The sequence below is a fragment of the Photorhabdus asymbiotica genome (genome assembly GCF_003634575.1).
GTDB classification, from domain to species: domain Bacteria; phylum Pseudomonadota; class Gammaproteobacteria; order Enterobacterales; family Enterobacteriaceae; genus Photorhabdus; species Photorhabdus asymbiotica.
This window is the reverse complement of sequence record NZ_RBLJ01000001.1, coordinates 1,166,264-1,180,002: the sequence shown is the minus strand read 5'-3', so window position 1 is coordinate 1,180,002 and position 13,739 is coordinate 1,166,264. Positions and strand designations below refer to the sequence as shown.

Genomic DNA, 13,739 nt, shown 5'->3' with positions numbered 1-13,739 from the left:
GAAATAATTTTAAAAAGTGACTAATTATTTTATTTTGCTTCAGTTATATGTCTGCTGCCTTTATTTTTTAATTATGTGGATATTGTCACAAAAGGCATCAATGATTTTAGACAAGTAACATTAACTTTTAAAATAAAAAATGAGAACAAAATACGAAAATAAATATTCAATCTTTTAGAAAGATCACAAAAATTTCTGTGAAATAGTTAGTTTTCGTTAGATTGCTTTAATTTATTGCTTCGTTGTTGCCTGAGAGAAAATAGAAGGTATACTCATCATGCTAATTTTTCAAACTTTTCTAAATAATTTTGGTCGTAATTTATTGTTAGTATGACCAATATTGGTACTAATCAATAAATTAATGGAATTTTTATGGCTAAGTTTTCGAACCGGCTGGAGTTAAAAAAACTATTATTTTTCTCTTTACCTATCATCGTTAGTCAGATAGCACGTACGGCAATGAGTTTTGTCGATATTGTGATGTCTGGTCACTATGCTACAGCTGATTTAGCAGCCGTAACATTAGGAAGTAGTATTTGGTTTCCTATATTTGTATTAGGGTATGGGATGATTATCATGCTGGCAGCAGATGTAGCAAAGCAGAAAGCGCAACATGATGACGAAGGGATTAAAGCAAGTCTTAGGAATTATTTGTTTCTGGCGGTGATACTTTCGATACCAATAATTTTTTTATTAATATTAGTTAGCTGGTTATTTTCGTTTATAGGTATTGATGAGCATATTTTAGAAATTACCCAGGGCTATGTTCTGGTTATGGCATGTGGTGTTCCTAGTGTTATGATATTTAATGTTTTTCGTTCCTTTCTACAAGGATTGGAAGATACAAAAGCCGCCATGTATTTGTCTGCTGGTGCTTTATTGTTGAATATACCATTAAATTATATATTCATTTATGGAAAACTGGGTTTGCCAGAAATGGGAGGTATTGGTGCTGGTATTACAACGGCAATTATTAATAATCTAAGCGCTGTATGCCTGATTATCTATTTTTTGCTAAAGAATGAATATCGTCGATATAGGCTAGATTTCAGTTTGCCAAAATATCATGATTTAATTAGAACTTTTTATATTAGTATTCCAAGTGGATTGGCTCTTTTTGTTGAAATGGTTTTTCTGGATGTGATTGCTATCACTGCCGCTCCTTTAGGTGCTCAAGTCATTGCTGCACATAATATTATGCTTAATATTACCTCTATTATCTATACTATAACTGGGGGAATTGCAGCCGCGGTGACAGTAAGAGTCGGTTCCTGTATTGGGAGGAGAGATAAAACCTCATTAACAGGTACTATAAAGATATCAATTGCTTTGATTTTATCTATTTCTGCATTTATTGGTGTTTTAATTTACTATTTCGCAGATTCATTTGTTTCACTCTATACTAACGACCATGAAGTCATAATAATCGCGACTAATATAATTTTTCTATTATGCCTGTTCCAATTTTTTGACTCTTGTCAGGCGGCTTTATCTGGTATTTTACGGGGCTTTCATGATACCCGATCGGTATTTTATGCGCCTTTATTTGGTTATTGGTTAATTGGTTTTCCATTAGGATTTATTTTAGCTTTGACAGACTTGGTAACCGAGAATATGGGAATTATAGGGTTTTGGTATGGGTTGGTTTTGGGGCTTCTTGTGAATGCTATTTTGCTATTTATTATATTAAGGGTTAGACGGAATACAATAATTTCTCGGTTAATTTCCTGATTTAACTACAGAATATTTTGGTAAATAATCTATACCCAATAGATTTCGAGTTGCAGCGCGGCGGCAAGTGAACGAATCCCCGGGAGCATAGATAACTCTGTGACCGGGGTGAGTGAGTGCAGCCAACAAAGAGGCAACTTGAAGGATGAAGGGTATATGTTCATAAAAAAGCGGATATAGGATGTAAGGAATCTAAAGGGGGAGATTTTTCTGAATTTATTTTAAGAAAAATTTAGTGGTGAATAATAATTTACTTCTTAAGATTATGGTTATTAAATCCTGATTGACTTTTAGATGATATTTTTTGAGTTTAAATCGTTGTAGTAATATATTTATTTTAGTGATTTTGGTAAGTTATATATCAGTGATATTTTCATGAATAATTAAATTGAAATTTTGTCGGATAATTTTTTGTTTTTAAATCAATAAAATGAATTGTCTTTTTAGAATTTTTGTTTTTCATTGTTAAACAAATTTTTATTAATTTTAGATCAATAATGAGAATTATATTAGTATTTAAAGATTATAATAACTATAGTTTTTATTTCATGTTGAAATAATATACATTGTTTTTATTTGCGTGTATTAATTTTTTTACACTTATTGTTGGTTTTTTCTACTTAAGATTAATTCCATTATTATATTATGGTTATAGCAAATATTGATTTAATAATTAAATAGTTAGATGTATTTATTGCCATTTTATACAAGTATGTGTAATAAATTTTTGATAATGATTATCATTTCATTTTTTATTAAAAGTGCGTTAATATGCGCGGCAGTCTTCGGACGGTACTAAAACTATGTAATAAGCAATGCTCTAACATTTAATTAGTTAACATAAGGAATATGCTATGAACAAAGTTAAAGTGTTAATTGCAGTATTAGGTACATGTGGATTAGTAACACAAGCAATGGCTGCTCCTGGTACTGGGCAAACTCAAAATTTTGATCCTTATAACCAAAGTATTAGAGTCGGTGTGACTGAACCGCGTGGTGGTGGTCATCCGACCTTAGGTGGAGAGCCCGGAATTGGGGTGCAATCTGTTGCTAGAGGTCAAATTACCAGTTTTTCAAGTCTTGCTCGTTATGTTGAGGCGGATAAGAACGGAATTCATAAGATTTCTATGCCTGGATCAAGTAGCCATGAAGGTATGGGGGTGTTTAACTTCAGCAAGGTGGCTAATGCTGATGTCTATTTTGGTGAATGGTCACAAACCGGTAAAGTAAGTGATACTACTCATACCGCCTATTATTCTGGTAAAGATGTGACAACTAATTTACCTACCGGTGGTATAGCGACTTATACAGTTAAAGGGATCAACCAATATAGTGGCAGCAATGCTCTGCAAGGCACATTTACGGCTGATTTTGGTCAGAAGAGGCTTAATGGTTCAATAGCAAATAGTGCATTAACCGTTGATATTAATTCCAGAATTAGAGCAGATGGTTCATTTGTGGGTAGGGCAACAGCCGGAGATGTTGTCGGTACAAACCGCGGCCACTTCTTTGGCGATAATGCAGCTAGTTTAGCAGGAGCAGCTACGTTCCCTACGGATCATAGCAAAGATACTGCTTTTGGTGGGACTAAAAACCCATAATGTAAGCTTGTGTTAACTGAATAAGATAAAGTCTTCATGGACTTTATCTTATTTTGCCTATTTATCGGTCCGACTATTAAGTAGCGATGTCCTGATGTTAAATGCCCCTATTAGCCGTTTTATTTTGTTAATGAGCTGTTTGTTTATTCAGTCATCTCTGGTTCTGGCAGATGAAGATACCGGCAGAAGATTGTGGCATAACGTACAGCGAAATTTGCAGGATCAAGAAAAAGCACTCGTCACTGATGAAATAGTCAATCAGAATAGTGATAATTTATCGATAGTACTTAATGGTTTGACTTTTAGCGTCGAAAATAATGTCAATGATATTGGTCAGGCATTGTATTTGGCCATTAATCATCAACAAGTTAAGGATGTTGAGCGCTTTTTAGCGATGTATCAGAAGTTACCTAGGCATGATACCCAATTGGTCCATTTTGCTCAGGCAAATCTTGCACGTTCACAGGGTGATTTAGTGACGGCAGAACAGCATTATCAAGCTATCTTGCACCAGCAACCTGATTTTACCCGCGCTAAATTAGAGTTAGCCAGGGTCTATTATGAAAATCAAAAAAATAAAGAGGCCAGCTTACTGTTTAATGAAATTGCTGCGGCTAATCACAATAACGAAAATAAATTACCACCGGCAGTCATTAAGAATATAACCAGTTATCAGGATGCCATTAGTTTGCGTAATTCATGGCGTGGATCTTTTTCTGTAGGCTATATTTTTAACGATAACACTAATATGTCTCCGAATCAGCCTCCTGTTTGCACCCAGTATTATGAAAATGGTAGTTGCAGGACAGAACGTAAATTGCCTTTGGCGAAGAAGGCGAGTGGAATGAGTTATGATGCCACGTTGCGTAAGGTATATTCGTTAAGTGGTCATCATGGTATATTTCTGCGTTCGATGACTTATGGCGAAAGTTACCATCATCATAGTGATGAGAATGAAAATACCACTTCTGCTTATTTGGGTTATAACTATAAAGCGCTAAAGAATGATTTCCTGCTGGGGCCAATTCTTGAGTTTAATCATGTTGGCAATCGTTTCCGCTATCGTACTACTGGAACGAAAGCGGAATGGATGAATATTTTATCTCAAAATTTGGCATTAAATTTAGAAGGAGAATATAAGCAGTTTCGTTATCATAAACTTTATAATCATAATGACGGTAATATGACTTCTGTTTATGCTACGTTATCTTATTATTTAACGGATCAAACAATTACCTTTGCGGGTGTCGATTGGGTTAATAAAACCAGTGTTGAAAAAGCGGATGATTATCAGCAGAAAGGGGTAAGAGCAGGTATTTCTACCCAATTATATCCGGGAATTAATGCGGTGGTATTTACTGCTTTACGTCAGCGGCAATTTGGTGATTACAGTGTGCCACTAAATGCACATCGTAAAGATAATGAACAATTCTATTCGGCAATTGTCAGTATGCCTAAATTTGAAGTGTTTGGTTTAACCCCAGTGATCACTTATCGATACAGAAAAAATAATAGCAATGTCGATTGGTTATATTCATATAGTAAGAATGAGGTTTTAGTTAAGTTCGAAAAATATTTTTGATGCTAATTGAAGTAATAGGTTATTTAAATCCGTACTATGGCAGATAATCACTATGTATAAATTAAATAATAAATATAGCAAAATAACATTCATGCTGGCATTAACCTACAGCATGATGCCTTATCGCGTTGATGCAGAAACACCAACAGCTTCTTCTCAGCCAGCCAAGCAGTCCACTGAAAATAAGGCTGACTTAGGTAAAATCCATGTTTCAGCAACCAGCGAAAAAGATCAGGCAGGTTATGATGCGGTCTACGATAAAGATATTACTAATATTTACTTAGGCAAGGATTTGGTAGAACGCTATAAGGGCGCTTCCCCGGCGGATGTGTTAAAAAGTGCAGTTGGCGTATTCAGTGGAGATGCCAGAAACAGTGGCGCATTAGATCCTAATATTCGCGGCATCCAAGGACAGGGGCGGGTTCCTGTTACCATTGATGGCACTGAACAAGCGATTACGACCTGGCGTGGTTATAACGGTGCCAATAACCGTAATTATATTGATCCTAACTTGATCAGCAGTATTGAAATAGAAAAAGGACCATCACTGACCCGTGGGGTAAAGGGGTCAATAGGTGGGGCCATAATGATAAAAACCTTGAATATTGATGATGTGGTACCCGTAGATGAGCGTTTCGGTATTAATCTAAAATTAGAAACCAGCAGTAATGCAGTCAAGGAACGTGTACCGAATCTGCAATTGGGACAAGATTATCGTGATATTCCTGATTTTATGCAGGGGTTTAATTATGCTGATCCTGGGTTAGAAATTACGCCGAAGACGTCAAAAGATAATAAATTATTGGGTCTTAAAGATAATGCGATACGTCTGGCTATCGGCACCCGGCAGGAATATTTTGATTTAATGGCAGCCTATAGTTATCGCAGTAAAGGCAATTACTTTGCTGGTAAGGGAGGTGCTCATCGTTATGATGCTCCGATCAGTGATGAGGATAAAGTTATTCTTGATGGAGGTACTCGAGCATATGATCCTTATTTGCCTTTCGCGGCACGTATATATCGTCCCGGTAATGAGGTACCGAATACTTCCAGTGAAATGGAATCGTGGTTACTGAAAAATACTTGGCATCTAGCTAATCAACAGACTATCCAGTTTGGCATCCGCGATACTAAAACGATTTATGGTGAGATTATGCCTTCGCGGCTTGGTTGGGTTAGAGCTGAGGATAATGTTGTACCGCAATGGCCTTTGGCTAATGTCCATCAGCAGGCGTTTAATGTAGATTATAAATGGAATCCTGATGGGAACAATTTTATTGATTTTGATATGAAATTCTGGATTACCCGTACTATTAGTGATACCAATACTGCCGGAGGATATCCACGTGAGCCGCGGGATCGGGATGAGGTCTGGAATAAGAATCAGCAGAAAAAAGATCCTAATAAAGATGGTCGTTTAGTAGATACTGCTTCCACCAATGCGCATAATAACCGTTGGGGGGTTGACCTTTCTAATGCTTTTGCATTGACGGCGGATCTGGATTTAACATTGTCAGCCAGCCTACAACGGGAACGTTTGGGTTCTCATGATGATTATGAAGCAAAGAGTTTCTCTAATTTTCGTTCATTACCAAGAAAGGGGCGCCGTCAGGAAAACAATATTGCCTTTAATTTTGACTGGCGTCCCACCTCATGGTTGTCATTAAGTGCTGGTGCTAGGCGAGTGAGTTATTGGTCTAAGGATGATTTTTTAAATGAACGTTTAGCTGTTCGTGATGCCCGTTATAGTAAGGACAAAAAACTGGTTGGTCAGGGTTTGCAATATAAGAGAACACTGACCGAACAGGAAGCCGAATTATATAAAAAATTTAATGAATGTTTTGAGTGTTTAACTGATGATGAATTAGATGAATATTTTAAAAAGGGTTTCTCGGAATCAGAAGAACGAGATTCAATCCTGCGTCCTACGATACCGGTAGATGTGCTGTGGGAATATCGTGACGATGGTAAGTTATATAAACAAGATAACCCCTATTTTAATGGGGAGCTTGATATGAATGAACGTGTTATTGATCCTGTCACGAATAAAGAAGTATATAAATATGAATACAGCGGCGCTCAAAATAATAGCCGTTATGTTGATCGTTCTGGAGAGATATTGAGTAACGGCGATGGCGGTTTAGTTTATAAAGAAAAAAGTGAACAAGAACGCTGGGCTAAACAACCTAAACGTAAGGATCATGCTTGGGCGCCGGTATTTTCCGCAACGGCTTATGTGAGTGATAATGCACGTATCTATACCCGTTACGCGGAAGCAGTACGTATGCCGAGTATTTTTGAAGATACTGTCGGATTTTCCTCCAGTTCTATTGATAAACCTGCACGCGCTTTTAAACCTGAACGGAGTAAAACCGTTGAAGTCGGTTATGTGCATGATTTAAGTCATCTGCTGGGAGCGGAGAATAATGCAGATATTAAATTCGCTTATTACAATACCGTCATAGAAAATGTTTTTGACCGTGATAGTAACTTTACATTTACTCAATTAGATAAACAGAAATTATCGGGTTTAGAAGTACAAGGCCGTTATGATAATGGTGGTTTCTTTACCCATTTTGGTTTGTCTTATAATCTTAAAAATAAAGTTTGTGATAAAACGGCATCAGGTAGGTTAGATCTGACTAATCAATTTGGTGTTCCAGAGTGTATTGATGGCGGTTTTCCCGGTGGTTTTTTAAGAACAACGATTCCTCCGCGTTATTCTCTTAACCTGAATATTGGCGGTCGGTTATTAGATGAAGATTTAGAAATTGGTAGCCGGGTGTTGTATCACAGTAGCGTGGAGAATAAGGATGAAAAATGGTTAATGAAAAAAATGCCTGGTGTTTATAAAGGGATAAGTAATAACCCGATGCGTTGGAATCCGGTCATGACCGTGGATGCTTATATTAATTATAAGGTTACGCCAAATATTGTCGTCGAATTATCTGGCACTAACTTAACCGATCGCTATTATTTGGACCCGCTAACCCGTTCCATGATGCCAGCGCCCGGACGAACGTTTAAGCTTAGTGTCACCAGTCAGTTCTGACTCTTTAAGGGAGATTAGCCAGTTGCCGGTTAAGAGATCGCTGGCAGTCTCTATAGATAACGAACGGAAAGATGGCTTGAGTTATGATAAAAAATCGTCTTTGTATTGGCTTAGTTGCTTCTTTGCTATTACATGCAGTCATCGCTGTGTTTATGGCATGGCATTTATTACATGATGATAGCGCGAATAATCAATCAGTGAATTCGCCAATAATCAGTATGTCAATAGAAATGGTGGCTGCGGCGGCACCTGCTGAGCAAGAGCAAGCTGTAGAGCCGGAACCTATTCCACCCCCACGACTACCAGAAGTCGTAGTAGCAGAGTCACCACTTGAGGCAAAAATAGCACTCAATAAGCCAGTGGATCGGCCACGGAAGAGGCAACCATTGGAAAAGCATACAGATACCAAACCGAGGAATAAGCCCCAGCTACAGAAAAAGCCGGTAGAAGATCGTCAGCCCAAACTAGCGGAACGTGAAAGTAAATCGGCAATTGAGCAAAACCGAACAGCGCAAACAGCGGGACATTCTCAAGCGGCAGGAAAAGATGCAGTGGATTCACAAGCTGGGGCGCGTCAGGCAACGACCAGCCAACCGATGATCGGCTTGGGTTCCGATGATTTACAAAGTTATCAGTCCGCTTTACGTCGTGAAATTGAAAAACATAAACGTTATCCGCGTCGAGCTAAGAAGATGAAACAACAGGGTACGGTACAGGTAAGATTTAGTTTGCTGGATAGTGGTGATCTGACCAATCCTCAATTAGTGCAAAGTTCGGGAGCTGATGAACTGGATCGGGCTGCTCTTGCGGCTATCCAACAAGCCCGGTCAGTAGGAGTGAAACCGCCCGGTTTGCCGAGAGATCTCACATTAGCGATCGAATTTAATTTGAAGTGAAAAAGTCATGAATAGCGAAGGAGCTGAGAAGCGACCTTCGCTGTGTAGACAACAATAGTATGATGTTGAACTAGAGTAAGGTTATGTCGTTTCGGAGTTCAATTGTTCAATCCGCATATGTAATAACGGAAATGGATTACCTTGGCCGTCAATTTCTGAACGGCTGAAAACTTTAAATCCTTGGTGCTGATAGAAATCAACTCCTTGAGTGTTTTGTTCATTGACATCAAGTTCATTGATACCTAATTCAACGATAGCAAAATTCAGAAGTGCTTTGCCGATGCCTTTACCGCGCGAATCAGGAGAGATAAACAGCATTTCAACCCGATGCCGATCCACGCTAATAAAACCTTCAATTTCGTATTTGTCATTTATTGCTTTATAAACAGTAAGTGCTGGCAAATAGGTATGCAGAATTAATGGACGTAGTTCATTAATATGTCCGTCAGATAAAAAATTGTGGGTTGCCCGGACAGAGGCTTCCCAGATTTCGATTAGTTTATTGAAATCTGTCTTCATTGCCTGCTGAATTTTTATATTCATTTTTCTTAATCTTTTATTTTTCTAAATCGATGATGGATTGATGCTATCACGTTTATTGTGATGAATCGCTTCAGATATTACCCGAACTTAGCTGTTATCTTTATTAAGATCTCAAGTTGTTAAAATTGTTGTTATTTTGTGATCTGTTTCATGAAGAGAAAGAGAGGTTTGAATCTATTTGGTCTAATATTACTTTTTATAGATAGTTGAATTTTAACCAAATTGGTTATTTGAACTATTAAGCAGCACTCAGCCTTAAGACGTAAAAAAAATAATACAGGATATTCTCTTTTACTAACTATAATGAGGTATTGGCTAGCCAAGAGAAGGAACGCGTTATATTTCATCAACGCAGGCTCTGTTTGGATTGATCATTTCAGCTGAACGGCTAGTTCAATGATAAATATAAAATTATTTCTTGAGGATCATATTAATGAAACGATCATTTATATTTGCACCGGGCATATTAGCACTTTCGATAAGTGCAATTTCGAACGCACACACTTATGACAATCTCTATGTTTTTGGCGATAGCCTAAGTGATAGTGGAAATAATGGTCGATACACAGTAGATGGTAAGACCAGTGATCTATATCACGATATTATTGCTCGAAAATTAGGAACAGAACTGACCCACTCTAACAGTGGAGGAACTAATTATGCAGCTGGTGGTGCGACTGCTGTTGCCAGTTTAAATAGTAAAGATAACACGCAGGATCAGATAACTCGTTATCTGGCAAGTCACGGTGGACGTGCAGATTCTAATGGCATGTATATTCACTGGATTGGTGGTAATGATATTAAGGAGGCATTGGAAGATCTGGGTAAAGCACAAGATATGATTGATAAGAGTGCGACTGCGGCTGCATCCCAGGTATATACGCTTCTCGATGCGGGGGCCGGGTTGGTGATCGTGCCTACGGTTCCTGATGTTGGTGTCACTCCGAAGCTTATGGAAACCATTATCTCTAAAGGACTCGCATCTAGAGGAGCTACTGAAAGCCAAATTAAAGCGGCGCTGGGTAAAGTTCATGCGGGAGTTAACGAGTATCCAACCATCGATGAAGGTACCCGTCTTCAAGTTATCCAAGGTGTTTTTAAAAATATCGGTTCTGATGTTTCAGGCGGTGATGCTAAAAAAGCGGAGGCGATAACTCAGCAATTGCTTGATACTTATAGAAAATTAAGCAGCGATGCTTCAAAATTGGTTGATAGCTACAATCAATTAGAAGATACCTTACTGAGTAAGGGCGATGGAAATATTGTTCGGGTTGATATTAATGCTCTTTTACATGAAGTTATGGCAGATCCTCTACGCTATGGTTTTCTTAACACGATAGGTTACGCTTGTCCTCAAGGGGTTAATGCTAGTGCCTGCCATTCTACTGATCCTGGTTTTGATGCGAGTAAGCCTTTTTTATTTGCTGATGATTTTCACCCAACCCCAGCGGCACAGCATATGATGGGTCAGTATGCTATCTCAATTCTTAATGCTGGGCAGCAAGTTATGTTACTGACGAAGGCGAACAATGTGCCAGTAAAGGGGGCTCTTGCCTCTCTTGATGGTCGTTTGCAACAGCTACGTAGCGTGGGTAATGAACAAGGTAAAGTTGGTGTATTTGGGGGTTATAGTGGTAATCATAACCATACTCTAACACTCGGTAGTGACTATCAACTCACGGATAATATTCTGTTAGGTGGGATGATTTCGCGTTATCAGGATAATCGCTCAGTTGATAATTTCCGCTATGATGGCCGTGGTTATGTGTTCACTGCCTATGGTTTATGGCGTTACTATGATAAAGGTTGGATTAGCGGCGATCTTCACTATTTGGACATGAAATATGAGGATATTACGCGTGGTGTCGTGCTCAATGAGTGGCTGCGTAATGAGCATGCTTCGACTACCGGTCATCAGTGGGGAGGACGCATTACCGCGGGTTGGGATATTCTTTTGGCACCTACTGTCACGACCAGCCCGATTATCCAGTACGCCTGGGATAAGAGTTATGTTAAAGGCTATCGTGAATCGGGTAATAACAGCACATCTATGCATTTCGGCGATCAACGTTATGACTCTCAGGTTGGAACATTAGGCTGGCGTTTGGATACGAACTTTAATCGTTTTAGTCCCTATGCCGAAATTCGATTTAACCGTCAGTTTGGTGAAAAACGTTATCAAGTTCGCGGTGCTATCAACTCAACTGAGACATTTCCCGTTAGCAAAAGCCCAAAACAGGATACCAATTGGCGTGAATATGTCATTGGTATGAATACTGTTATTAATAAGGATTGGGGCGCTTTTGCATCAATATCACGCAATGATGGCGATGTTCAGAATCATACCTATGCTTTCAGCCTAGGTGTTAATGCCAGTTTCTAATCCTATATCCTTCAAGTTGCTGCTTTGTTGGCTGCGTTCACTCACCCCAGTCACATAGTTATCTATGCTCCTGGGGATTCATTCACTTGCCGCCGCGCTGCAACTCGAAATCTATTGGGTATATACCTGTTATCTTTCAAGTTGCCTCTTTGTTGGCTGCACTCACTCACCCCGGTCACAGAGTTATCTATGCTCCCGGGGATTCGCTCCTTTGCCGTCGCGATGCATCTTGAAATCCATAGGGTATATGAAATAATATTAATTGGTTATTACATCTCTGTACTGGAAATTTTTAATAGGATTTTTATCATTAAAAATAATAAGATCGCTAATGCAATCATAGCAGAAATGATGGGACAGATTATCTAAATAGAAATATATTTACCATCGTCAGCATTCTGGCGTTGGCATGCAGTTATATTATTTTTTTAAATAAATCACACCTTAGGGCCGTATGTTGTCTTTTCAAGGTTTCGACTATTTGGACAGGCCCTGTTGAGTAGAGTCAGCACTCATTTCTTCAGATTTGTTTGAAAGAAAAGTGGTTAGATGGGCTTAATTTTGTCTTCCGATATATACCATCGAAGAGAGTTTTTAACGGGAGACGGAGTGACCATAACGAGCCCTTTGTTAGCCAACTTCAATAATAGGTAACGAGCTTTATAGATAGTGAAATTGCACTGTTCGGCAACGTCACGAGTGCTGGGCCATGATTCTGGTGGAGGAGCCACTTGCATCTTCCGAACAGTACATAATTTGGATATGACATTAAGTACTTGATCCGTTTGGGAAGGTTGAGTCGAATCTTTCCGATTTTCCATATTAACTCCAGGCTTTATTGAATCCAGTTAGACATCTTGAATGACTCGGGGTGATCCAACGGTTGATCAGCACATGAGGGCAATCTGAATGTTCGTTCATAACGAATTACCGGCTATATCCTGTTTTTTCTAGGTTGGTTTTCATACGATGTCAATTGATTATATCGAAAAGTTAAAATTTTATATCTTTTAATTTAAAAAATACAATAAAAAAAGAATTTTATTCTAATATAGATATAATTTGCGACACTATAGATCGCAAATTATAGTATTGAAATGTTATCTAAGTATTTTGTTGTGAAATTATTTGAATTTGTATTTTTTGTTTTTATTAATTGAATTATTCTGTAATACTTAAAAAGTCGATAGGGAAGTGGTTCATATATAAACATTTCTGAATGATCAATACGTTGTGTTAATTTTTTTTCTGATTCTGATGAGACTAAAGTAGAATTGCTAATGGAATAATTGTATTTCTTTGTATTCAATAAGACTGATTGTATATAAATTAATTTTTTTGTATTTCTTAGCAGTTGTATTTATGCCAATGAATTTTGGTACTTTAGCTATTTTTTAATAAATTTCACTTATAAGAATTTATAAAGTTATTTACTGTCTATTTCAAATAGCCATTATACCCAATAGATTTCAAGATGCATCGCGACGGCAAAGGAGCGAATCCCCGGGAGCATAGATAACTCTGTGACCGGGGTGAGTGAGTGCAGCCAACAAAGAGGCAACTTGAAAGATAACAGGTATATTTATTACGGAGAAAATAGTTGGAGCATTAGCTGGGGACACCCTTTAACTATAAAAGAAGGAAAAATAAAATAGTCTAATGGAATGCGTTTTTATTTAGAACACATTCTTATCCTTCACTTATATTAATTGCTATTAGATTGACCTGAATTTTATTGTTATCAATATATTAATGATTAGAAATGAAACTGAATAAAATTGTAATAGTGGTTATATTAACATTTTGCGTTATTTCTTTTGCAAATAAGGCGACTCAATGCCATTACATTGTTACTTTCAGTGACTCTATTATTACTATATCGTATTCCATCGATCCAAATACTTTCGATCAGACTGTGAGTCCCAGTGGAGAATTGAAAGGAGAAAAGATC

Annotated in this window: 9 protein-coding genes; 7 read left to right on the top strand and 2 right to left on the bottom strand. The window is 37.8% G+C overall.

All coding sequences use genetic code 11. From position 1 onward, the window contains the following. Positions 1–372 precede the first annotated feature (372 nt). From BDD30_RS05225 to BDD30_RS05200, 5 genes are all read left to right on the top strand, one after another. Positions 373–1,731 carry an MATE family efflux transporter gene (locus BDD30_RS05225; RefSeq protein ID WP_015833389.1) on the top strand — a complete coding sequence of 453 codons (1,359 nt, stop codon included), beginning with the start codon at positions 373–375 and terminating at the stop codon, positions 1,729–1,731. Positions 1,732–2,585: 854 nt separating this feature from the next. After that, a complete protein-coding gene (locus tag BDD30_RS05215) occupies positions 2,586–3,332 on the top strand; it encodes a Slam-dependent surface lipoprotein (RefSeq protein ID WP_015833390.1) in 747 nt (248 codons plus the stop codon). A 94-nt stretch (positions 3,333–3,426) separates the two neighbouring features. Further along, positions 3,427–4,914 (top strand): surface lipoprotein assembly modifier, encoded by a 1,488-nt coding sequence (locus tag BDD30_RS05210; protein WP_015833391.1) that lies wholly within the window; start codon positions 3,427–3,429, stop codon positions 4,912–4,914. Between the two features lie 52 nt (positions 4,915–4,966). Continuing rightward, entirely contained in the window at positions 4,967–7,966 is a 3,000-nt protein-coding gene (locus tag BDD30_RS05205) for a TonB-dependent receptor domain-containing protein (protein ID WP_015833392.1), read from the top strand. Positions 7,967–8,049: 83 nt separating this feature from the next. Continuing rightward, a complete protein-coding gene (locus BDD30_RS05200; RefSeq protein WP_015833393.1) occupies positions 8,050–8,862 on the top strand; it encodes an energy transducer TonB in 813 nt (270 codons plus the stop codon). Between the two features lie 81 nt (positions 8,863–8,943). On the opposite strand, the gene BDD30_RS05195 is transcribed toward BDD30_RS05200, so the two are convergent. Beyond that, positions 8,944–9,405, bottom strand: a complete 462-nt coding sequence (locus tag BDD30_RS05195) for a GNAT family N-acetyltransferase (protein ID WP_015833394.1) — start codon at positions 9,403–9,405, stop codon at positions 8,944–8,946. A 433-nt stretch (positions 9,406–9,838) separates the two neighbouring features. On the opposite strand from BDD30_RS05195, the gene BDD30_RS05190 reads away from it, so the two are divergent. After that, on the top strand, positions 9,839–11,788 hold the full coding sequence (locus BDD30_RS05190) for an autotransporter domain-containing esterase (protein ID WP_015833395.1): 1,950 nt from the start codon (positions 9,839–9,841) through the stop codon (positions 11,786–11,788). A gap of 545 nt (positions 11,789–12,333) precedes the next feature. Here BDD30_RS05190 and BDD30_RS05180 read toward each other — a convergent pair. After that, complete coding sequence (locus BDD30_RS05180) at positions 12,334–12,609, bottom strand: FaeA/PapI family transcriptional regulator (RefSeq protein ID WP_015833397.1); 276 nt, start codon at positions 12,607–12,609, stop codon at positions 12,334–12,336. Positions 12,610–13,311: 702 nt separating this feature from the next. On the opposite strand from BDD30_RS05180, the gene BDD30_RS24620 reads away from it, so the two are divergent. After that, on the top strand, positions 13,312–13,443 hold the full coding sequence (locus tag BDD30_RS24620) for a hypothetical protein (RefSeq protein WP_015833398.1): 132 nt from the start codon (positions 13,312–13,314) through the stop codon (positions 13,441–13,443). Positions 13,444–13,739 lie beyond the last annotated feature (296 nt).

What these genes read in the sequence shown, in the direction of transcription:
- BDD30_RS05225 (WP_015833389.1), top strand. Translation starts at nt 373, where the DNA reads ATGGCTAAGTTTTCGAACCGGCTGGAGTTAAAAAAACTATTATTTTTC.
- BDD30_RS05215 (WP_015833390.1), top strand. Translation starts at nt 2,586, where the DNA reads ATGAACAAAGTTAAAGTGTTAATTGCAGTATTAGGTACATGTGGATTA.
- BDD30_RS05210 (WP_015833391.1), top strand. Translation starts at nt 3,427, where the DNA reads ATGTTAAATGCCCCTATTAGCCGTTTTATTTTGTTAATGAGCTGTTTG.
- BDD30_RS05205 (WP_015833392.1), top strand. Translation starts at nt 4,967, where the DNA reads ATGTATAAATTAAATAATAAATATAGCAAAATAACATTCATGCTGGCA.
- BDD30_RS05200 (WP_015833393.1), top strand. Translation starts at nt 8,050, where the DNA reads ATGATAAAAAATCGTCTTTGTATTGGCTTAGTTGCTTCTTTGCTATTA.
- BDD30_RS05195 (WP_015833394.1), bottom strand. Translation starts at nt 9,405, where the DNA reads ATGAATATAAAAATTCAGCAGGCAATGAAGACAGATTTCAATAAACTA.
- BDD30_RS05190 (WP_015833395.1), top strand. Translation starts at nt 9,839, where the DNA reads ATGAAACGATCATTTATATTTGCACCGGGCATATTAGCACTTTCGATA.
- BDD30_RS05180 (WP_015833397.1), bottom strand. Translation starts at nt 12,609, where the DNA reads ATGGAAAATCGGAAAGATTCGACTCAACCTTCCCAAACGGATCAAGTA.